The organism is Bradyrhizobium sp. 6(2017) (assembly GCF_011058295.2).
In the GTDB taxonomy this organism is placed as follows: Bacteria; Pseudomonadota; Alphaproteobacteria; order Rhizobiales; family Xanthobacteraceae; genus Bradyrhizobium; species Bradyrhizobium septentrionale.
This window is the reverse complement of the sequence record NZ_CP049289.2, coordinates 8,237,346-8,257,615: the sequence shown is the minus strand read 5'-3', so window position 1 is coordinate 8,257,615 and position 20,270 is coordinate 8,237,346. Positions and strand designations below refer to the sequence as shown.

Annotated in this window: 17 protein-coding genes; 6 read left to right on the top strand and 11 right to left on the bottom strand. The window is 66.1% G+C overall.

Translation table 11 applies throughout. The features are described 5' to 3' along the window. Positions 1-55: 55 nt before the first annotated feature. Positions 56-730 (top strand): dienelactone hydrolase family protein, encoded by a 675-nt coding sequence (locus G6P99_RS39245; RefSeq protein WP_029083718.1) that lies wholly within the window; start codon positions 56-58, stop codon positions 728-730. 157 nt (positions 731-887) lie between these two features. Here G6P99_RS39245 and G6P99_RS39240 read toward each other — a convergent pair whose 3' ends face one another. Beyond that, complete coding sequence (locus tag G6P99_RS39240) at positions 888-1,883, bottom strand: VOC family protein (RefSeq protein ID WP_035977764.1); 996 nt, start codon at positions 1,881-1,883, stop codon at positions 888-890. Between the two features lie 333 nt (positions 1,884-2,216). Here G6P99_RS39240 and G6P99_RS39235 point away from each other — a divergent pair, with 333 nt between their 5' ends. Both G6P99_RS39235 and G6P99_RS39230 read left to right on the top strand, forming a co-directional pair. Continuing rightward, complete coding sequence (locus G6P99_RS39235; protein ID WP_165125986.1) at positions 2,217-4,382, top strand: anthranilate synthase component I; 2,166 nt, start codon at positions 2,217-2,219, stop codon at positions 4,380-4,382. A gap of 14 nt (positions 4,383-4,396) precedes the next feature. Next, complete coding sequence (locus G6P99_RS39230; protein WP_029083721.1) at positions 4,397-4,936, top strand: adenine phosphoribosyltransferase; 540 nt, start codon at positions 4,397-4,399, stop codon at positions 4,934-4,936. A 180-nt stretch (positions 4,937-5,116) separates the two neighbouring features. Here G6P99_RS39230 and G6P99_RS39225 read toward each other — a convergent pair whose 3' ends face one another. From G6P99_RS39225 to G6P99_RS39190, 8 genes are all read right to left on the bottom strand, one after another. Continuing rightward, entirely contained in the window at positions 5,117-5,785 is a 669-nt protein-coding gene (locus tag G6P99_RS39225; protein ID WP_029083722.1) for a hypothetical protein, read from the bottom strand. Positions 5,786-5,935: 150 nt separating this feature from the next. Beyond that, entirely contained in the window at positions 5,936-6,679 is a 744-nt protein-coding gene (locus tag G6P99_RS39220) for a hypothetical protein (RefSeq protein ID WP_029083723.1), read from the bottom strand. 224 nt (positions 6,680-6,903) lie between these two features. Beyond that, entirely contained in the window at positions 6,904-8,148 is a 1,245-nt protein-coding gene (locus G6P99_RS39215) for a M48 family metallopeptidase (protein ID WP_029083724.1), read from the bottom strand. Positions 8,149-8,176: 28 nt separating this feature from the next. Further along, positions 8,177-8,737 carry a LemA family protein gene (locus G6P99_RS39210; RefSeq protein ID WP_029083725.1) on the bottom strand — a complete coding sequence of 187 codons (561 nt, stop codon included), beginning with the start codon at positions 8,735-8,737 and terminating at the stop codon, positions 8,177-8,179. Positions 8,738-9,004: 267 nt separating this feature from the next. Continuing rightward, positions 9,005-9,973 carry a small ribosomal subunit Rsm22 family protein gene (locus G6P99_RS39205; protein WP_029083726.1) on the bottom strand — a complete coding sequence of 323 codons (969 nt, stop codon included), beginning with the start codon at positions 9,971-9,973 and terminating at the stop codon, positions 9,005-9,007. A 120-nt stretch (positions 9,974-10,093) separates the two neighbouring features. Next, positions 10,094-13,558: a chromosome segregation protein SMC gene (smc, locus tag G6P99_RS39200; RefSeq protein WP_029083727.1), complete on the bottom strand. Its 3,465-nt coding sequence runs from the start codon at positions 13,556-13,558 to the stop codon at positions 10,094-10,096. 343 nt (positions 13,559-13,901) lie between these two features. Continuing rightward, positions 13,902-14,558, bottom strand: coding sequence for a DsbA family protein (locus G6P99_RS39195; RefSeq protein WP_029083728.1), 657 nt, complete (start codon positions 14,556-14,558; stop codon positions 13,902-13,904). 121 nt (positions 14,559-14,679) lie between these two features. Beyond that, on the bottom strand, positions 14,680-15,159 hold the full coding sequence (locus tag G6P99_RS39190; protein ID WP_029083729.1) for a DUF721 domain-containing protein: 480 nt from the start codon (positions 15,157-15,159) through the stop codon (positions 14,680-14,682). A 141-nt stretch (positions 15,160-15,300) separates the two neighbouring features. On the opposite strand from G6P99_RS39190, the gene mutY reads away from it, so the two are divergent. After that, complete coding sequence (gene mutY, locus G6P99_RS39185) at positions 15,301-16,392, top strand: A/G-specific adenine glycosylase (protein ID WP_029083730.1); 1,092 nt, start codon at positions 15,301-15,303, stop codon at positions 16,390-16,392. 70 nt (positions 16,393-16,462) lie between these two features. After that, a complete protein-coding gene (locus G6P99_RS39180; RefSeq protein ID WP_165125983.1) occupies positions 16,463-16,882 on the top strand; it encodes a PaaI family thioesterase in 420 nt (139 codons plus the stop codon). Between the two features lie 170 nt (positions 16,883-17,052). On the opposite strand, the gene G6P99_RS39175 is transcribed toward G6P99_RS39180, so the two are convergent. Then, on the bottom strand, positions 17,053-18,318 hold the full coding sequence (locus tag G6P99_RS39175) for a flavin-dependent oxidoreductase (RefSeq protein WP_029083732.1): 1,266 nt from the start codon (positions 18,316-18,318) through the stop codon (positions 17,053-17,055). Between the two features lie 167 nt (positions 18,319-18,485). Here G6P99_RS39175 and G6P99_RS39170 point away from each other — a divergent pair, with 167 nt between their 5' ends. Further along, on the top strand, positions 18,486-19,106 hold the full coding sequence (locus G6P99_RS39170) for a glutathione S-transferase family protein (protein WP_029083733.1): 621 nt from the start codon (positions 18,486-18,488) through the stop codon (positions 19,104-19,106). A 166-nt stretch (positions 19,107-19,272) separates the two neighbouring features. On the opposite strand, the gene G6P99_RS39165 is transcribed toward G6P99_RS39170, so the two are convergent. Then, positions 19,273-20,187 (bottom strand): LysR family transcriptional regulator, encoded by a 915-nt coding sequence (locus G6P99_RS39165; RefSeq protein WP_165129162.1) that lies wholly within the window; start codon positions 20,185-20,187, stop codon positions 19,273-19,275. Positions 20,188-20,270: the final 83 nt, after the last annotated feature.

Genomic DNA, 20,270 nt, shown 5'->3' with positions numbered 1-20,270 from the left:
ACCGAGTGCGGACAAGATGCCGGCCAATCAGCCGGCAAACATTGCGGAGGAACTCATGGGTACCAGCATCAGCTTCAAGCGTCCGGACGGCAAGGAAGCGTCAGGCTATCTCGCCAATGCCGCGCGCGGCAACGCGCCGGGCGTCGTCGTGATCCAGGAATGGTGGGGCCTGCAGGACCAGATCAAGGGCATGTGCGACCGCTTCGCGCTGGCCGGCTTCGATGCGCTGGCGCCCGATCTCTACAAGGGCAAGGTGGTGCCGTATCACGACACCGACGCGGCCGGCAAAGAGATGAACTCGCTCGACTTCATGGATGCCACCACGCAGACCGTGCGCGGCGCCGCGCAATACCTTGCCAAGAGCGGCACCAAGGTCGGCCTGACCGGCTTCTGCCTCGGCGGCGCGGTGACCATCATCGGCGCCACCAAGATCCCGGAGCTGACGGCCGGTGTGGTGTTCTACGGCATTCCGCCGGAGCAGGCGGCCAAGCCGGCGGACGTCAGGATTCCGCTGCAGGGGCATTTTGCGACCAAGGACGACTGGTGCACGCCGGCGCTGGTCGATGGTTTTGAGAAAGCGATGAAGGCCGCCGGCAAATCGCTGGAGCTGTTCCGCTACGACGCCGAGCACGGCTTCGGCAACGAGCAGCGCTTGTCGGTGCACGACCGGCATTGTGCGGAACTGGCCTGGGGCCGGGCGACGGAGTTTTTCAGGAAGCATCTGGGGTAACACGATTGCAAAAACCACGAGCGTCGTCCCGGCCTAGTTGCGCGGGGGCCGGGACCCATACGCCGTGACTTTCGCAATGGGCACTCTGGCAGTCATCGCGCCAGACAACCGCACCCTGTGGTTATGGGTCCCGGCCTTCGCCGGGACGACGCCGTCGTTATGAACTCTTCACCCCGTCCCACCACGGGCAGGTCCCCGACATCAGCTTGAAATTGCCTTCCAGCACCTGCACCGGCGCGCGCTTGCCCTCGGCGGCGGCGCGCATGCGCATCTCGCGCGCGACGGCGCGGTCCTCGGCTGACAACCAGACGCGCTCGTGGCCCCACAGGCTCGGACCATCATACATCTCGAACGGCGTCCAATTCGCCGGATCGATCTCGCGGCCGCCCCAGCCGCACTCGACCATGAAGGCCGACGGCGACTTGGCGTAGAACGACGTCATCAGATCGTTGGTGTGACGGCCGAGCGTGACGTTGACCCGGTCTTCCTTCATCGCGACGTCGTAGGCCTGGCCGACATCGTCGAGCGAGAACAGCTCAACCATCAGATGGTGCATGCCGTTCGTGCCGGTCTCGATCAGCGCGAGCGAGTGGTGGCGGGCATTGATGTGGAAGAAATACGCGCGGAACGGTTTTTCGATGTAGTCGCTCAGGGCGAAGCCGAGCACGTCGACATAGAAGCTCATGACCGGCGCGATGTTCTCGACCGTCAGCACCGCGTGGCCGAGGCCGAGCGCGCCGGTGCGGAAACCGGAGATCGAGCGTCCCGGCTTGAACGGCGTGTCGTCGATCTCCGGGCCGTGAAACGCTTCGAGCCGGTTGCCGGCCGGGTCCTGGAACGAGATCAGGCCGCGCACCCGCCTGGCATCGGCGAGCGCCTGCGGCTCGGCGGTGACAGGCACGCCGGCATGCTCGAGCCGCGCCGCCAGCGCGTCGAGTGCTGCGGCGTCCGCGACCTCCCAGCCGAAGAACCTGGTGCCTTCGCCCTGCGCGCGGTCGATCACAATGCGTTGCTTGCGGTCGTCCATCCGGAAGGCGAGCAGCGAGTTGCCGCGCTCGATTGCCTGCAGCCCGACCAGGCCGGTGCCGAATTGCCGCCAGTCGTCGAGCGCGTCGGAGCCGAAGCCGGCATATCCGAGACCTAAAATCGCCATCTGCGCCTCCGCCATCTGTCTGTTTTTTGGGCGGCCGATCGGCCGCCATTTCAGCAAATCCTACGCGGATTCCCCACCGTGCGAACCGGAAAAAGGTCCTTGGGGCAAGGGCAGGAGCAAGGGGACCGGCCATCCCTTGACACGGCCCGCGCCGGGTGGTGTGTAACGGCCATGCGCACCGTTGCTAGCCCATCCCGTCGTTGGTGGCCCACCTTCTCATAGGTGGCCGGTGCGATTTCATTTCCAAAAGTCGTCGAAGGTCGCCATCGCAGTGCGACGGCCCTTCGCTTGTCCTGTGTGGCGCTCTCTTCTCAAGTCTCGTAAGAGGATCACATGAACAGGACAGTCTTCTCCCTGCCGGCCAAGAGCGAATACCTGACCACTGGCGGCCTTGCCGTCGCGCGCGTGGTCGAGCAGTTCACCGGCGGCGCTAACCGTCTCGACGATCTGATCGCGCTGTTGGACCGCCGCCGCGGCGTGGTGCTGTCCTCGGGCACGACGGTGCCGGGCCGCTACGAGAGCTTTGACCTCGGCTTCGCCGACCCGCCGCTGGTGCTGGAAACGTCGGGCACCGATTTCTCATTGCAGGCCCTGAACCCGCGCGGCGAGGTCTTGATCGCCTTCCTCGGCGACGTCCTGCGCGAGCCCTGCGTCGTGATCTCCGAGCGCAGCGCGACGAAGCTCGCCGGCCACATCATCCGCGGTGCCGCGCCGGTCGAGGAAGATCAGCGCACCCGCCGCGCCAGCGTGATGTCGCTGGTGCGCGACATGGTGGCGGCGTTGTCATCCAATGCCGATCCGCTGCTCGGTCTGTTCGGCGCCTTCGCCTACGACCTCGTGTTCCAGATCGAGGATATCGTGCAGAAGCGCGCCCGCGAGGCCGACCAGCGCGACATCGTGCTCTACGTGCCGGACCGCCTGCTGGCCTATGACCGCGCCACTGGCCGCGGCGTGGCGCTGAATTACGAATTCTCGTGGAAGGGCAAATCCACCGCCGGCCAGTCGCACGAGACAGCGCCGAGCCTTTACGCCAGGAACGGGCGGCAGGGCTTTGCCGATCACGCCCCGGGCGAATACCAGGCCACGGTTGAAGTCGCGCGTGCTGCGTTCGCCCGCGGCGATCTGTTCGAAGCGGTGCCCGGGCAGCTTTTCGCCGAGCCCTGCGAGCGCTCGCCGGCGGAAGTGTTCCAGCGGCTCTGCCGCATCAACCCGTCGCCCTATGGCGCACTGATGAATCTCGGCGACGGCGAATTCCTGGTCTCCGCCTCGCCGGAGATGTTCGTGCGCTCCGACGGCCGCCGGGTCGAGACCTGCCCGATCTCGGGCACCATCGCGCGCGGCTCGGACTCGATCGGCGATGCCGAGCAGATCCGCAAGCTGTTGAACTCGGAGAAGGACGAGTTCGAGCTCAACATGTGCACCGACGTCGACCGCAACGACAAGGCGCGCGTCTGCGTGCCCGGCACCATCAAGGTGCTGGCGCGGCGGCAGATCGAGACCTACTCAAAGCTGTTCCACACCGTCGACCATGTCGAGGGCATGCTGCGGCCCGGTTTCGACTCGCTCGACGCCTTCCTCACCCATGCCTGGGCGGTCACGGTGACCGGCGCGCCGAAACTGTGGGCGATGCAGTTCGTCGAGGACCACGAACGCTCGCCGCGGCGGTGGTATGCCGGCGCGATCGGCTGCGTGAACTTCGACGGCAGCATCAACACCGGGCTCACCATCCGTACCATCCGCATGAAGGACGGCCTGGCCGAAGTGCGGGTCGGTGCGACCTGCCTGTTCGACTCGGATCCGGCCGCGGAAGACCGCGAATGCCAGGTCAAGGCGGCGGCGCTGTTCCAGGCGCTGCGCGGCGATCCGCCGAAGCCGCTGTCGGATTTCGCGCCTGATGCCACCGGCTCCGGCAAGAACGTGCTGCTGATCGATCACGACGACAGCTTCGTGCACATGCTGGCCGATTATTTCCGCCAGGTCGGCGCCAACGTCACCGTGGTCAGACATATCCATGCCCAGGACATGCTCAAGAAGAAGGGCTGGGACCTGCTGGTGCTGTCGCCCGGGCCGGGTCGCCCTGAGGATTTCGGCATCGCGAAAACCATCGACACTGCGCTTGAGAAGAAGCTGCCGATCTTCGGCGTCTGCCTCGGCGTGCAGGCGATCGGCGAATATTTCGGCGGTCAGCTCGGCCAGCTCGGCCAGCCCGCGCACGGCCGTCCCTCGCGCATCCAGGTGCGCGGCGGGCGGTTGATGCATAATCTGCCCAATGAGATCGTGATCGGCCGCTACCACTCGCTCTATGTAGAGCGCGACAGCGTGCCCGAGGTGCTGGCGGTGACCGCGACCACCGAGGACGGCGTCGCGATGGTGATCGAGCACAAGACCCTGCCGGTCGGCGGCGTGCAATTCCATCCGGAATCGCTGATGTCGCTCGGCAATGAGGTGGGCCTGCGCATCGTCGAGAATGCATTCCGGCTTAATCCGCCGGCCAAATGAGGATTGCGAGACCAATGACCTTCGACCACGACATCAAGGCTACCGTTCGCAACATCCCGGACTACCCGAAGAAGGGCATCCTGTTTCACGACATCACGACGCTGCTCGCGGATGCCCGTGCCTTCCGCCGGGCGGTCGATGAATTGGTGCATCCCTGGGCGGGGGCGAAGGTCGACAAGGTCGCAGGCATCGAGGCCCGCGGCTTCATCCTCGGCGGCGCGGTGGCGCACCAGCTCTCGGCCGGCTTCGTGCCGATCCGCAAGAAGGGCAAGCTGCCGCACACCACGGTGCGGATCGCCTATTCGCTGGAATACGGCATCGACGAGATGGAGATGCATGCCGACGCCGTGCTGCCCGGCGAGCGCGTGATCCTGGTCGACGATCTGATCGCGACCGGCGGCACCGCGGAGGGCGCGGTCAAGCTGCTGCGCCAGATCGGCGCCAATGTGGTCGCCGCCTGCTTCATCATCGACCTGCCCGATCTCGGCGGCGCCGCAAAACTGCGCGCGATGGACGTCCCGGTACGCACGCTGATGGCGTTCGAGGGGCATTAAGAGTCAATTTCTCCACACACGTCGTCCCGGCCTAGTGCGCAATTGCGCACGGGAGCCGGGACCCATGACCGCGAATAGTGATTGTGGAACGACGCTGTGGCCCCAGCCTTCGCCAAACGCGCAGCGGTGGTTATGGGTCCCGGCTCCCGTGCGCAATTGCGCACTAGGCCGGGACGACGGCTACAACCTTTGCAGCAGCATGCTGAGCTCAAGATCGCGGAACGTCGTGTAGTTCTTCCGGATCCACTGATGCAGCTCGGTCGATGAATCCCTTTCCTGGCGCAGATAGCCCGTGAAGGAGAAATTCAGCCGGTCGATATAGGTCTTCAGGAACACCGGCAGCGCACGGAAGCGCAGCACCCGGCTGGCGGTCATCACAGGCGGCAACTCGCCACGTACAACGAACTCATTGTCGATCACGACGAGCCCGTTCGGCGGGATCTGGCCCTGCAGCATCTGGTAGCCGCGCACCGAGGCGCGGTCGGTATCCGCAACATACAGGATCACGGGCGCGACGCGGCGGCGCAGCGCCTCCTTCATCAGCCCGATCTGGTCGGCCATTTTGAAGAATTCGTCGAAGGCGTGGTAGCCGAGGTCGATCACCTTGGCGATGCCGTCATTGACGATGACGCGGTCCATCAGTTGCATCTTGCCGTAGGTGTCGATCACGTCGGCGGTCTCGGTGATCCGCGGCAGGTAGTCGAGCAGCGACGGCTCCTTCAGGTTGATGTCGAAGCAGACGACGTCGCCGTTCTTGAGCAGCAGGAATTCGCCGAGCAGCCGTGCGATCAGCGTCTTGCCGACCTGCGGGCGGGGCGAGCAGATGATGTAAACGGGCGTGGACGACATCGCCCGCTATATCAGGCCAAATTTTCGCCTAATCCAGCCCCATCGCCGCCCCCAGGCGCGATTTTTTCGCTGCCGGGCGCGACTTTTTTCGCTGTCCCGGGCGCGATCTTTCCCTGCTCCCGGAGCGATCTTTCGCTGCCCCGGACGCGACTATTTTTCGCCCTTGCCCGACTTGGCGCCGACCAGGTCGGTCAGCTTTATCCGGTCGAACTCGCTCCAGACATTGGCCAGCCAATGCCGGACATAGCCGCGCAGCACGAAGGAGTAGTTCGCGGCGTCGTCGTTGATGCCCTTGTTGGCGACGAATTTCAGGAACGGAACCGAGGAGACCTCGACCTGCTCATAGGCCATTTCGTTGAGCTTCGGGATGGTGAGGTCGACGGCATCCTTGATGCGGTGGAAGTAGGAATTGTAGGTCGCCTGGTCCCACTGGAAGAACTGGGTGTCGTTGATGAAGTTCTTCACCAGGAAATATTTCGCGCCGCTCATAAAGTTGGCGGTCTCGGCGATCTCGTCCAGCGAGGCGATCGAGGGGCCGAGGATATGGAACACGGCAAAGGTGATCTGCCCGGAGCGCGCCGCATCGAGGAAGCCGATGTCGCGCAGCGAGGCCAGCGCGGGCGACAACAGGCCGGCGCGGACGTCGATCACGGTGACTGAGGAGCCAGCGTTGAGCGTATCGAAGATCTTCATCTGGTCCGCGGTCGTCGTCATGTCGACGATCTCGGTGATGTCAGGGTGGAAGCGCTTCAGCGTGCCGCGCGGCGACTCGGTGTCGAACGCCCGGGTCTGCACATTGTTGGCACTGAAATAGTCCAGGAGCGTCCGCGAGACGGTGGTCTTGCCGACCCCGCCCTTGTCGGCGCCCACCACGATCACAACCGGCTTTGCCATGGAAATCCCTTGAAGCGCGCTCCCGACCGCGATGGCGATCGGCAAGTCCCCACACTGCTTTGGGCGCGAACATGGCAGAAACGAGGGAGAATTCAATTCCTTAAGGTGCCCGCGACCGGTTTGGTGGGGATTTCCTTAATGGACTGAGTAAGGTAGGGGCATGATCCGGAAAAGTGCGAAGCGGTTTCCGAAGAGATCATGCCCAAATGAAAGAGCTGGCATGATCAGCGGTGCCGGCCCCAAGGTCCCTGAAGAGGTCCCTGGAGCGGGCCCAATGGTCCCTGCGCGGGGCTGGTGCCCGGCAGCGCCGGCGGGTTGTTCGCCGGTTCAGGCGGTGTGTCGCCCCACGGGCCGTGGGTGACCGGCGGCGGCTGGTCGCTTGGCATAGGCGGCTGGCCCTGCGTCTCCGTCTGGTCCGATGTCTCATCCGGCAGCGCCAGCGGCCCGGGGTCGTGGCCGCCGGCATATTTCACCAGCGCATCGACCCGGGACTTCACCGACGGGTGGGTGGCGAACAGGTCGGCAAAGCCCTCGCGCGGATTGTCGATGCAGAGTTCCATCACCGCCGAGGTGGCATCCGGCAGCTCGCCGCGGTTCTCGATCTTGCGCAGCGCGGTGATCATCGCATCGGGATTCTTGGTCAGCTCGACCGATCCGGCATCGGCCAAGAATTCGCGCGAGCGCGACAGCGCGAGCTTGACCACCTGCGACAGCAGCCAGGCCAGCACGATCAGCGCGACCGCAATGATGATCACGACGATCGCGCCGCCGCCCGAGCCCTTGCTGTCACGGTCCGAGGAGGATGACGAAGATCGAGAGGATGACGAGGACGACCAGCCGCCTCCGCCGCCGCTCGAGTTCCACGACAGGTTCGTGAACAGGCGGAAGAACAGCTCGCCGAAGAAGCCGACCGCGCCGGCGATGATCACGGCGACCACCATCAGCTGCACGTCGCCGTTCTTGATATGGGTGAGCTCGTGGCCGAGCACGGCCTCGATCTCCTGGTCATCAAGCGCCCTCAACAGACCCGTGGTGACGGTGATGGCGTATTGCCGCGGGTTCAGTCCGGTCGCAAACGCATTCAGCGCCGGGCTGTCCATCACCTTCAGCTTCGGCATCGGGATGCCGCGCGAGATGCAGAGATTCTCCAGGAGATTGTAGAGCCGCGGCTGTTGCTGCCGCGTCACGCTTTCGCCGCCGGTGACGGCGTCGATCATCTTCTGGTGGAAGAAATAGGCGATCGCGATCCAGGCCACGGCCGCGATCGTCGCCCATGGCAAGGCGGAGACGAGATCGCGCGAGGCGTGCGTCAGGTAATAGTCGACCGAGCGGCCGCTATCGATCATCACTTCCGCAACCAGCGCGCCGGCATAGACCAGCACGTAGATCAGCAGGAATAGCCCGCCAAGCAGCAGCATCGAACGAAACTTGTTCGATGCGATGTGCGTGTAGAGACCGTAGGCGGCCATCAGGGCTCTCGCCGGCGCGCGTCGCGCCTCAGAACTTCACGCTCGGTGCCGCCTCGACCTCCGTGCGGCTGGCGCCGAGGTCGAAGAAATCCTTGCGGGTGAAGCCGAACATGCCGGCGAACAAGGCGGCCGGCATCTGCTGGATGCCGGTGTTGTATTCCTGGACCGCGTTGTTGAAGAAGCGGCGGCTGGCGGCAATCTTGTTCTCGAGATCGGAAAGCTCGGAGGCGAGCTGCTGGAAGTTGGCGTTGGCCTTGAGGTCCGGATAGGCCTCCGACAGCGCGATCAGCCGGCCGAGCGCGCCGGAGAGCTGGTTTTCCGCCGCCGAGACCTGGGTCGGTCCCTGCGCCGACATCGCCGAATTGCGTGCCTTGATGACGTCGTCGAGCGTGCCGCGCTCGTGGGAGGCGTAGCCCTTCACGGTCTCGACCAGGTTCGGGATCAGGTCGTGGCGCTGCTTGAGCTGCACGTCGATGTCGGCAAAGGCCTGTCCGACCCGCTGGCTGAGCGCAACGAGGCGGTTGTAGGCGCCGAACGCAAACAGCACGAGAAGAACGATGACGCCGATAACGATCCAGCTGGTCGACATGACGAGGCGGCTCCTGATGGGACGAAACGGCGGCACCGTAGCCCAAGATCGGGGCGCAGGGCAGCCCGCCGCGGAAAAGGTGGGCATTGTCTTGGTCGATGATGGTGTCGAATTAGTTCAACGTCGTCCCGGCCTAGTGCGCAATCGCGCACGGGGGCCGGGACCCATAACCACCAATTCCGGTTGTGAAGCAAAGCCGACGCCGCTTGCGCCCCTTCCGCGGGCCACGGCGTATGGTCCCGGCCTTCGCCGGGACGACGCAAGGATCTAGACCGAGTCGCCCCAGCGCCATCGCCGGGCGCTGGCGTAATCGGCCTTGGCGCGGCGGGGCACCTTCGTGACGACGACGCCCTCGGGTGTGCACAGCTTGGCCGCAATCTCGACCTTGCCGACGTCAGGCTGCGCCAGCACGCGGGACGGGCGCGCCGCGACCTTCGTGCGGCTCAGCGCGACATAGGCAAAACGCTCGTCCTCGAACGGCAGCTCGGCGCCCTTGACCTGCTTGTGCGCACGCGAGCGTTGCAGGCGCTGTGAGAAATGGCACCAGTCGGGCGCAACCAGGGGACAGGCGCCGTCATGCGCGCAGGGGGCGGCGACGTGGGCACCGGCGGCGATCAAGCGTGCGCGGAGCGCGATGATCCGCGCGTAGCCCGCAGGTGTGCCGGGTTCGACGACCAGCAGCGTATCCCTGGTTTTGTCCCACATCGCATCGGTGAGCGCGGCGCGCTCGGCATCGCCGATCTCGTTGATCACGTAGCTTGCGATCACGAGGTCGGCTGTATCGGCATGCGTGACGTAGGTGCGCGCCTGTCCGAGCTCGTATCTGACGCCGCGCAGCCGGCTGCTCTTGCGGGTGAGGTCCAGTGCCAGTGTACGCAGGGCCTCATTGGCGTCCAGCAGGGCGAAATCCTGGAGCGACGGGAATGTCTCAGCCGCGGCCCAGCTTGCCGTACCCGGCCCGGCGCCGACATCGAGCAGGCTTGTGGGCGCGAAGTCCGATCGGATCTCGGTCAGCGCGTTGAGGCTCGCGACAACGGCCGCATAGGTCGCCGGCATCCGCGCCAGCGCGTAGGCCTGCGCATCGCTCTCGGACTTGATCGTGCCGCCGGAGCCGCCGCCGGCGCGATAGGTCTCGGAAATCGCGGCGGCACGGCCCGCCGCCTCGTTGCGCGACAGGCCTTCGAGTTTGGCGTTGAGTGCCGTTCTCAGTTCGGCAGGCAGATCGGGTGAGGTCATGCGGCGTACCATCCACACATCATTGCGAGCGGAGCGAAGCAATCCATCGCACCGCTTACCGAGGCGTGGATTGCTTCGTCGCTGCCGCTCCTCGCAATGACTATGAAGAGCGAGCCTTGGCTACGCCACGTTCTGGTCGAGGATATCAACCGCGCCTTGCAGGTCGACCGAGACCAGCTGCGAGACGCCGCGCTCGGCCATGGTGACGCCGAACAGCCGGTTCATCCGCGCCATCGTGATCGGGTTGTGCGTGATGATGATGAAGCGCGTCTCGGTCGAAGCGGTCATCTCGTTCAGCAGGGTGCAGAACCGTTCGACGTTGTGGTCGTCGAGCGGCGCGTCGACTTCGTCCAGCACGCAGATCGGCGACGGGTTGGTGAGGAACACCGCGAAGATCAGCGCGAGCGCCGTCAGCGCCTGCTCGCCGCCTGACAGCAGCGACAGCGTCTGCGGCTTCTTGCCGGGCGGCTTGGCGATGATCTCGAGGCCGGCCTCGAGCGGATCGTCGCTCTCGATCAGATGCAGCGCCGCCTCGCCGCCGCCGAACAGCTCGGTGAACAGCCGCTTGAAGTGAGCGTTGACGGTCTCGAACGAGGTCAGCAGGCGCTCGCGGGCTTCGCGGTTGAGGCTCTGGATGCCCTGCCGCAGCCGCTTGATCGCCTCGACCAGGTCGTCGCGCTCGGTGGTCAGCGCGGTGTGCTGGGTCTCGACTTCCTTCAGCTCTTCCTCGGCGCGCAGATTGACGGCGCCGAGCCGCTCGCGGTCGCGGCGCAGCTTTTCGAGTTCCTCCTCGACCTGAGCGACCGGCGGCAACTCCGCGCCGGGCTCGATCTCGGCCATGCCGACGACCGCGCTCGGCTCGACCTCGAGCATGTCGTGAATCTCGCGCTCGATGTCGGCGAGGCGGCGGCGGGTGCCTTCCATGCGCTCTTCGGCGCGCGCGGTGGCTTCACGGGATGACGACAGCGCTTCGAGCGAGGCCTTGGCGAGGCGATCGGTTTCCGCCATCGCGGCTTCCGCGGTCGCCAGCGCATCGGCGGCGATCCGGCGATCACCCTCGGCGTGCTCGATCTCCGTGATCAGCGCGCTGCGCTTCTCGGCGAACACTTCCGGCGCGTTGGCCAGTTCCTCGCGCTCGATCGACACCTCGGCGATGCGCGCCTCGATGGTCCCGACCTGCGAGGCGGCGCTGGTCTTGCGGTTCTGCCACTCGTTGCGCTCCGCAAGGATCGCCTGCACGCGGCGGTCGGCGAGCTCGGCCTCGCGGGCGAGCGCCTGCGCCTCGGCGCGGACTTGCGCAGCGGCGCGGCGCTGATTGTCGATCTCGGAACGAACCGCAGCGAGCTGGGCCTCGGTCTCGACGCCGGGCGGAAGTTCGGCGAGCGCAGCAGCAGCACTCTCATGCGCGGCTTCGGCCTCAGCGCGGTCGGCGGCGACGCGGCTGTGTGCCTCGGTCAGCGCCGATTTGCGCGCGGCATGGCGGTTGATCTCGCGCTCGGTCGCGGCATGACGCTCGCGCGCGGCGTCGGTCTCGCGGCGGGCGGCACGCACGGCTTCACGGGAGGCCCCCTCGGCGGCGGACGCCGAGCGCAGTTCTTCTTCGGCGGTCTCCAGCGCCTGGCGCTTGGCGGCGGCATCGATACGGGCCTGCTCCAGCTCGTGCTCGATGTCGACCAGGCGCGCGCGCTCGGCGAGGCGGCGCGCCGCGCCGGTCGGAGCATGCGCGTCGGCGACGAAGCCGTCCCAGCGCCAGACGTCGCCCTCGAGCGACACCAGCCGCTGGCCGGTCTTCAGCTGCGACACCAGCGCGGCGCCGCGTTCCTTTGCCACCACGCCGATCTGGGCCAGACGGCGCGCCAGTTCCGGCGGCGCCTGGACGTGATCGGCCAGCCGCTCGACGCCATCGGGCAGGGCAGGGTCGCCGGCGGCTTCACCGACATTGGTCCAACGCATCGGCGCGGAGGAATCCACGGGAGCGTCGAGGTCGTCGCCGAGCACGGCGCCGATCGCCTTCTCATAGCCTTTGGCGACCGTGATGCCGTCGATGATCGGCGGCCACAGATTCTTGGTCTCGCTGGTGACGAGCTTGGAGATGGTGCGGGCTTCGGTCTCGAGCCGCTGCACGCGCTTGTCGGCCTCCGTGAGCGGATTGCGGGAGGCTTCCAGCGTCTGCCGCGCGGCAGCGTGATGCGCCTCGCTGGATTGCACCGCGGCTTCGGATTCGGCGAGCGTCTGCTGCGCCATCTCCATGGCGGCGACAAGTGCGTCGATGTCGCCGAGATTGCCGGTCTCCTGCGCGAGCTTGGTTTCCTCGGCCTGGACGTTGGCGATTTCCTGATCGAGCCGCGCCAGCCGGTCGCGATGCGTGCGGACGCCGGCCTCGAGCTGGTTGCGCTTCGCGGTCAGGTCGGCGAGCTGCGTGGTCAGCTCGGAGAACTGGCGCTCGGTCGCGGCCAGGATCTCCTCGGCTTCGGAGACGCGCTCGTCGACGCCGGAGCGCTTCTCGACCCGCGACTTGATCTCTTCCTTCAGCTCGGCGTCTTCGGTGTCGAGCCGCTGCAGCGCGATGTCGGCATCGGAGGTCTGCTGCTGCTCGCGCGCGATGTCCTGGGCGAACTGGGTGAGGCGGCGATCGAGCTCGCCGACGCGCTCCTTGGCACGCTGCTCCTCGCGGTCGAGCATCTCGCGCGCATTGGTCAGGCGCTGCAGGCCGGCGGCGGCGCGCGCCTCGGCGTCGCGCAGCGCCGGCAATTCGGCGGCGCGGATCGCCTGGATGCGGGCGGATTCGGCCTGCTCGCGGGTGCGTTCGGCCATCTCGCGCACGGAAACATCATGGTTATGCGCGGCGTCGTTGACGTCGGCATTGGCCTCGATCCAGCGCAGATGGAACAGCATGGCCTCGGACTTGCGCACCTTGGCGGCGACCTCGCGGTAGCGGATCGCCTGGCGCGCCTGCTTCTTAAGGCCTTCCATCTGGCCAGAGAGCTGGCCGATCACGTCCTCGACGCGGGTGAGGTTGGTTTCGGCCGCCTTGAGCCGCAATTCCGCCTCGTGACGGCGGGCATGCAGGCCCGCGACGCCGGCGGCGTCTTCCAGCACGCGGCGGCGCTGCTCGGGCTTGGCCTGGATGATCTCGCCGATCTTGCCCTGGTGGACCAGCGCCGGCGAACGCGCGCCGGTGGCGGCGTCGGCGAACAGGATCTGGACGTCGCGGGCGCGCACGTCGCGGCCGTTGATGCGATAGACCGAGCCGGCCTCGCGCTCGATGCGGCGGGAGATTTCGAGCAGCTGGCTGTCGTTCACCGCGGCTGGCGCCGAGCGATCGGAATTGTCGATCGTCATCACGACTTCAGCGTGGTTGCGCGCCGGGCGGTTGCCGGAACCAGCGAAGATCACCGCATCCATGTCGGCGGCGCGCAGCGACTTGTGCGAGGTCTCGCCCATCGCCCAGCGCAGCGCTTCGACGAGATTGGATTTGCCGCAGCCGTTCGGTCCGACGACGCCGGTCAGGCCCGGCTCGATCATGAAATCGGTGGGTTCAACGAACGACTTGAAACCGTGCAGGCGGAGGCGCGTGAGCTTCATGTACACAAATCTCGTTTGGCCGGGCGCGAATCTCCCTGCCGTGACAATACCATGTAAGGCAATGTCGTGTTTGGGGCGAATAGCTGCGTGCAGCTCTCATGAGCGGCGACAATGGCGATGCCTGCGCGTCAGGGCAACCGCTTGACCAAGCTTTTCCCAAGGGATTTGCGAGGGATTTGCAGGGTTTTATGACCACTGCATGTCCTGGAAGATTCGCATCACGCGAATCAAGTTTTCAACAACGAAATGATGCGACGGCCGCGCGCGGTGATCGCAAATCATCCACAATTATGGTGCCCGGCGCGATGCGGGCACGAACGACGTCAGGTTTGTCGACTCGCGATCAGCTCTTTAGCAGCGGATCGATGCGCTTGCTGAACTCCTCGAACGAGGTCTCGCCCTTCACCATCTCGCCATTGACGAAGAAGGTCGGCGTCGAGTTCACCTTCAGCACTTCGTTGGCGTATTTCTGGTCGGCGGCGATCTTGTCGAGCAGCTTCTGATCCTTCAGGCAGTCCTCGACCTGCTGCTGGCTGAGGCCGGCCTGCTTGCCGATCCGCGTCAGCGTCTCGGTGGTGTTCTTGACCACCCAGTCGTTCTGCTGGCGGAACAACAGGTCGATCACGGCGAAGAACTTCGGCGCGTCGTCCTTGGCGATGCAGCGCGCCAGCATCGAGCCGGCGGCAGCCTTGATGTCGAGCGGGAATTCGCGGAACACGTAGCGGACCTTGCCGGAGTCGATGTAGGTCGACTTGATCTTCGGGAACACGGTCTCGTTGAAATTGGCGCAGTGCGGGCAGGTCATCGAGGCGTATTCGACGATCGTCACCTTGGCGTCCTGCGGGCCGAGCCCCATGTCCGGCAGCGACTGCGGCTTGGCGACCTCGGCGGCGGTCTGCGCGAACGCCTCCGTGATCAGGCGCAGCGGCGACAGGCCGGCGAGGGCGGCGAGCCCGGTCAGCGAGAGAGCGGTGGTGAAAGCGCGGCGCGTGATGATCAAGGTCAGCTCCCGGATTGGCGCATTCACGCCAGCATGAAGGGGTCCCGAAAAGAAGCCTTCGCTAGCTTGAAACGACCATTGTGGCAATGCCGGGGTCTCGCGGCCGACCCCGCGAAAAGCGTCAATTTCGCTTGATCGTGGCGCCCAGCCGGGCCAGCGCCGCACGCAGATCGTCGTCCTCGACAGCCCCAAGGTTTGCCGCTTCCCGCGCCACGGTTTTGGGGTCGGGCGGGCGCGGCCGCGTGGGGCGGCTGCGGCGCGAAAGCGGCGCCTGCCGGATGGTCAGGCGGCCAACCGCATGCCAGCCGAAGAAGCGGTTCACCCGTTCCAGGATGACATCGGAGGAATGCTGGATCTCCAGCGCCATCGGTCCTTCGACCCGCAGCACCAGCGTGGCCGGCTCCTGCGGCTGCCCCTCCACCGGCCGCGGCCACTGCATCTTCAACGGCTCGCAATAGGCCGCGATTCGCTCGCCGGCGATCTCGGTCCAGCGCGTCACCAGTTCGCGCGCGGCAAAGCCCTGCTTGGCATAGGCTTCGGTGAAGACGTCGCTGAGCAGGATCGACAGGGGTTTTGCGCTGATCGGACCGGGTTTTGCCATCAGGGGGTTATAGCAGCGGAGCCGGCGCGGCCGAAACCGTGTTCATCATTGTGGCCGCGTTTCCATCCCGGGAGAAGAAAGACGTGGATGCTCGGGTCAAGCCCGGGCATGACGGGGCGAGATTTGTCTTAAGGTACCTCCATGAGCTCCCGCGCCGCCGCCAAAGCAGGACCCACCGACCAGCAGGCCGACCGCCCGGCGCGGCTGCTTGCCTGGTATGACCGGCATCGCCGCAAGCTGCCATGGCGCGCGGCGGCGGGGGAGCGGGCTGATCCGTACTGCGTGTGGCTATCGGAGATCATGCTGCAGCAGACCACGGTGCGGGCGGTCGGGCCCTATTTCGAGAAATTCGTGGCTCGCTGGCCGGATGTGGCCGCACTCGGCCGCGCCTCGCTCGACGACGTCCTGAGGATGTGGGCCGGGCTCGGCTATTATTCGCGGGCGCGCAACCTGCATGCCTGCGCGGTCGCGGTGCTCAATGACCACAGCGGGGTATTTCCGGACACCGAGGACGGCTTGCGCGTGCTGCCCGGCATCGGGCCCTACACCGCCGCGGCGATCGCCGCGATCGCGTTTGACCGCCGCACCATGCCGGTGGACGGCAACATCGAGCGCGTGGTCACGCGGCTCTACGCCATCGAGGCGGCGCTGCCGCAGGCCAAGCCGCTGATCCAAGAGATGGCCGCGACATTGTTAGGCCCGTCCCGTGCCGGCGACAGCGCGCAGGCCCTGATGGATTTGGGCGCCACGATCTGCACGCCGAAGAAGCCGGCCTGCGCGCTGTGTCCGTTGAATGACGACTGCGCCGCACGGACGCGCGGCGACCAGGAAACCTTCCCGCGCAAGGCGCCGAAGAAGAGCGGCACGTTGCGCCGCGGCGCAGCCTTCGTGGTGACGCGGGGCGGCGAACTCCTGGTGCGCTCGCGCCCGGAGAAGGGCCTGCTCGGCGGCATGACCGAAGTGCCGGGATCGCAATGGCTTGCCGGGCAGCAAGATGCGGCAGCGCTCGCGCAGGCGCCGGAACTCAGGGGCGTCACGCGCTGGCACCGCAAGGCCGGTGTCGTCACCCACGTCTTCACGCACTTTCCGCTCGAGCTCGTGGTCTATACCGCCAGCGTTCCGCCGCGGACCCGCGCGCCGGAGGGCATGCGCTGGGTGCCGGTCGCGACGCTGGATGGCGAGGCGTTCCCCAATGTGATGCGCAAGGTCATCGCGCACGGGCTGGATCTCTAGAAGGTGACGGCCTGCTGACACCATGCTGGCAGCAGGGCTTCGTTATCACCTCCGGAAACCGGAGGCCGCCATGATCGCAACCGCACTCGACCGCATCCCGATGCCGCCAGTCGCAAAACTGCTGGGGTGGCGCGTGGTTGATGCACGTCCGCAGGAGGGCTGGATCAGGATCGTGTTCGACGGCAAGCAGGACTTTTGCAATCCGGCCGGCTTCGTCCAGGGCGGCATGCTCTCGGCGATGCTCGACGACACGATGGGACCGGCGGTGTTCGTGATGACCGAGGGCAGGCTGTTCACCACGACCATCACGATGAATGTGAATTTCCTGGCGCCGGCAAGGCCGGGGCCGATCACCGGCGAGGCCACCGTGACGCAGCTCGGCAAGACCATCGCCTTCGTCGAGGGCCGGCTCACTGCAGCTGAAGGAACGCTGCTCGCCACCGCGACGAGCAGCATCCGCCTGGTGGAGGCGGCGCAGGCGCTGCGGTAGGAATGCTCGCGCAATAGTCAGTCCCGTCACCCTGAGCAGCGCGCACTTGCGCGCGTCTCGAAGGGTCGACGGCCACCGGGCGGGCCGTGCATACTTCGAGACGCCGCTTCGCGGCTCCTCCAGCGACAACGGCAAAGCCGTTGCGCGGGCATGACGGGTAGAGAGCTGCGTCAGCCCGCCCGCTGCACGATCGGCGGCTTGGCGTTCAACCCCTCGACCTGAAAGCCGGCGACGCGCTTGTAGTTGGCGGCGATGTCTTCCAGCTCCTGCTGCGACAGCACGTCGGTGACGACGGCAAAGCCGTCGGGCGCGCGCTCCTCGACCAGCTGCATCACCTGCTCCGGCCCGTTGCGGCGGTTCAGCATCACGAGATCCGTCGTCGCCGGCCGCCGCTCTGCCTCATAGGCCAACAGCGCAGCCTGCGTCGGACCATGCGCTAGGATTTCGCGCGTCAGCACGCGCGCATCCAAAATCGCCTGCGACGCGCCATTGGAGCCGATCGGGTACATCGGATGCGCGGCGTCGCCCATCAGCGTGACGCGGCCGAAGGTCCATTGCGCGATCGGATCGCGGTCGACCAGCGGATATTCGTAGGCGTGCGGGCAGTTGCGGATCAGGCCCGGCACGTCGAGCCAGTCGAAATTCCAGCTCTCGAACCACGGCAGGAACTCGTTGAGATCAGCGGTGCGGTTATAGTCCTCGCGGCGCCACTGATAGGTCGGCGGCATGTGCCGCTCGGCGACCCAGTTGATGTCGAACTTGCCGTCGGCGCCGGCCTCTTTCGAGATCGGATAGCAGACGAATTTCAGGATCTCGTGGCCGGCCATGATCATGGTGCGGCCGGTCAGGAAGGCGTTGCCGCGGGTGATGCCGCGCCACAGGATGCGGCCGTTCCAGATCGGCGGTCCCTCCTGCGGATAGAGTTTTTCGCGCACCGCGGAATGGATGCCGTCGGCTGCGATCAGCACCGCGCCGTCACAGCTGCCGGCGGACTTGCCGGTGGCGCGGTCGATGAAATCGGCGCGCACGCCATCCGCCGTCTCGGTCCAGCCGGAGAGGTGATGGCTGGTCAGGATGTTTTCACGTCCCAACCGTTCGGTCGCGGCATCGAGCAGCAGCTGTTGCAGGCGGCCGCGATGGATCGAGAATTGCGGCCATTTATAGCCGGCCTCGAGCCCGCGCGGCTCGCTCCAGATCGGCTTGCCGTGCTTGGAGAAATAGGCGAGCTCGCGTGTGCGTACTGCGGTCGCGTCGAGCACGTCATGCAGGCCGAGCTCGATCAATTCGCGCACCGCATGCGGCAGCACGTTGATGCCGACGCCGAGCGGCCGCAGCTCGGGCACGCTCTCGAATACGCGACAGGGCACGCCGATCTGGTGCAGGCTGAGCGCCAAGGTCAGCCCGCCAATTCCGCCACCTGCAATGAGGACAGTCATGAAAATCCCCTCTCGATTGGCATGGTCATCGCACGGCGGCCCCGCTGCGGGCAAGGTCCACGGTACCGCGGGGTGGACGGCAAGGGGAGGTGCCGCTACCGTCCGTCGCATCTGATAAAAAGGGCCGGGTTCAGAGCGAACCGACAAGGCCCGGAGAGGACATCGACATGCTCAAGCTCTATTTCGCGCCCGGCACCTGTGCGCTCGCCTCCCACATCGCACTGGCCGAGGCCGGCGCGCCCTACACGACCGAGAAGCTCGACTTCAAGATCAATCAGCAGAACAGCCCAGAATATCTCAAGATCAATCCCAAGGGCCGGGTGCCCACGCTGGTCACCGAGCGCGGCGTGTTGACCGAGACGCCGGCGATGCTCGCCTACATCGCGCAGACCTTTCCGCAAGCGAAGCTCGCGCCGCTCGACGACGCCTTCGAGTTCGCGAAGCTGCAGGCCTTCAATTCCTATCTGTGCTCGACCGTGCATATCTGCCACGCCCACAAGATGCGCGGCGCGCGCTGGGCGACGCAGGAGTCTTCGTTCGCCGACATGAAGACGATGATCCCGAAGACCATGGGCGCCTGCTTCAATTTGATCGAGCGCGACATGCTGAAGGGCCCGTGGGTGATGGGCGAGAACTACAGCGTCGGCGACGCCTATCTCTACACGCTGACCCTCTGGCTCGACGGCGACGGCGTCGACATCGCGACCCTGCCCAAGGTGAAGGCGCATCGCGCGGCGATGGAGAGCCGCCCTGCGGTGCAGAAGGTGCTCGCCGAGCAGAAGGCGTAGGGCCAAAAATTCGGTGTCGTCCCGGGCAAGCGCAGCGCGACCCGGGACCCATAACCACGAATTTGAATTGTTTTGCGATGCTGGGGCCGCTGTCCTTCTTCATCACAAACGGCGGTGGTTATGGGTCCCGGCCTTCGCCGGAACGACGTGGTGATAGAGGGCGCCGCTACGTTTTCCGCGTCTCCAGCTCCCGTCCCGTCTCCAGCATCAGCCTCCGCAGCCACAGCGAGCCCGGGTCCATCTGGGCGCGCGTCGGATAGAACATGTGCTGCTCGTCGATGCCGGGATCGAGCGGCGGCGTCACCGTCACCAGCGACAATTGTTTCGCCAGCGCCGAGATCAAGCGGCGCGGCACGAAGGCGACGAGGTCGGTGCGCGCGGTGACGTGCAGCGCCTCGATATAGCCCGGCACCACCAGCGCGATCCGCCGCTCGATGCCCTTGGCGCGCAGCCAGGCGTCGATCAGATCCTCGTTCTGGCCGCGGATGATCACGGCGACGTGCCGCGCGGCCAGGAAGGCCTCGTGCTTCCTGAGTTTGGCGCCGGCCGGATGGCCGCGCCGCACCGCGAGCGCATCGCTGTCGGTGTAGAGCCGCTGGCGGTGAAAGCCCTTGAAGGAATCGCCGATCGAGATCACGAGATCGATGGTGCGGGCGAATTCCGGCGTGAAGATCGCCGGTCCCCGCCACGGCACCACGTCGATCGTGATGCTGGGCGCCAGCCGGGTCACCTTCTCCATCAGCAGTGGCATCAGGAGCTCGACCGCGAGGTCGGGCATCATCAGGCGGAAATGCCGCTCGCTGCGCGCGGCGTCGAAATCGTCGGAGACGAACAGCGTGCGGACCTGGTCGAGCGCCTGTGCCAGCGGCGAGCGCAGCGCCAGCGCCCGCGGCGTGAGCTCCATCCGCGCGCCGTTGCGCACCAGGAGCGGATCGCCGATCAGGTCGCGTAGCCGCTGCAGCGCGTGGCTGGTCGCCGGCTGCGACAGATTGAGCCGCATCGCGGCGCGGCTGACATTGGCTTCGCGCAGCAGCGCGTCGAGCGCGACCAGCAGATTGAGGTCAAGCGAATTCAAATTCATCAGGTGAATATATATCATACCACCTATCGACTGGAAGAATGCGCGTCGGCGCCGCAGGATGGGCCACCAACCAATTGCAAGGA

Excerpts from the sequence above, each read along its gene's own strand:
- G6P99_RS39230 (WP_029083721.1), top strand. The coding sequence starts at position 4,397 with ATGACCTTCGACCACGACATCAAGGCTACCGTTCGCAACATCCCGGAC.
- G6P99_RS39220 (WP_029083723.1), bottom strand. The coding sequence starts at position 6,679 with ATGGCAAAGCCGGTTGTGATCGTGGTGGGCGCCGACAAGGGCGGGGTC.
- G6P99_RS39205 (WP_029083726.1), bottom strand. The coding sequence starts at position 9,973 with ATGACCTCACCCGATCTGCCTGCCGAACTGAGAACGGCACTCAACGCC.
- G6P99_RS39165 (WP_165129162.1), bottom strand. The coding sequence starts at position 20,187 with ATGAATTTGAATTCGCTTGACCTCAATCTGCTGGTCGCGCTCGACGCG.
- G6P99_RS39175 (WP_029083732.1), bottom strand. The coding sequence starts at position 18,318 with ATGACTGTCCTCATTGCAGGTGGCGGAATTGGCGGGCTGACCTTGGCG.
- G6P99_RS39245 (WP_029083718.1), top strand. The coding sequence starts at position 56 with ATGGGTACCAGCATCAGCTTCAAGCGTCCGGACGGCAAGGAAGCGTCA.
- G6P99_RS39180 (WP_165125983.1), top strand. The coding sequence starts at position 16,463 with ATGATCGCAACCGCACTCGACCGCATCCCGATGCCGCCAGTCGCAAAA.
- G6P99_RS39225 (WP_029083722.1), bottom strand. The coding sequence starts at position 5,785 with ATGTCGTCCACGCCCGTTTACATCATCTGCTCGCCCCGCCCGCAGGTC.
- mutY (WP_029083730.1), top strand. The coding sequence starts at position 15,301 with ATGAGCTCCCGCGCCGCCGCCAAAGCAGGACCCACCGACCAGCAGGCC.
- G6P99_RS39215 (WP_029083724.1), bottom strand. The coding sequence starts at position 8,148 with ATGGCCGCCTACGGTCTCTACACGCACATCGCATCGAACAAGTTTCGT.
- G6P99_RS39240 (WP_035977764.1), bottom strand. The coding sequence starts at position 1,883 with ATGGCGATTTTAGGTCTCGGATATGCCGGCTTCGGCTCCGACGCGCTC.
- G6P99_RS39190 (WP_029083729.1), bottom strand. The coding sequence starts at position 15,159 with ATGGCAAAACCCGGTCCGATCAGCGCAAAACCCCTGTCGATCCTGCTC.
- G6P99_RS39170 (WP_029083733.1), top strand. The coding sequence starts at position 18,486 with ATGCTCAAGCTCTATTTCGCGCCCGGCACCTGTGCGCTCGCCTCCCAC.
- smc (WP_029083727.1), bottom strand. The coding sequence starts at position 13,558 with ATGAAGCTCACGCGCCTCCGCCTGCACGGTTTCAAGTCGTTCGTTGAA.
- G6P99_RS39235 (WP_165125986.1), top strand. The coding sequence starts at position 2,217 with ATGAACAGGACAGTCTTCTCCCTGCCGGCCAAGAGCGAATACCTGACC.
- G6P99_RS39210 (WP_029083725.1), bottom strand. The coding sequence starts at position 8,737 with ATGTCGACCAGCTGGATCGTTATCGGCGTCATCGTTCTTCTCGTGCTG.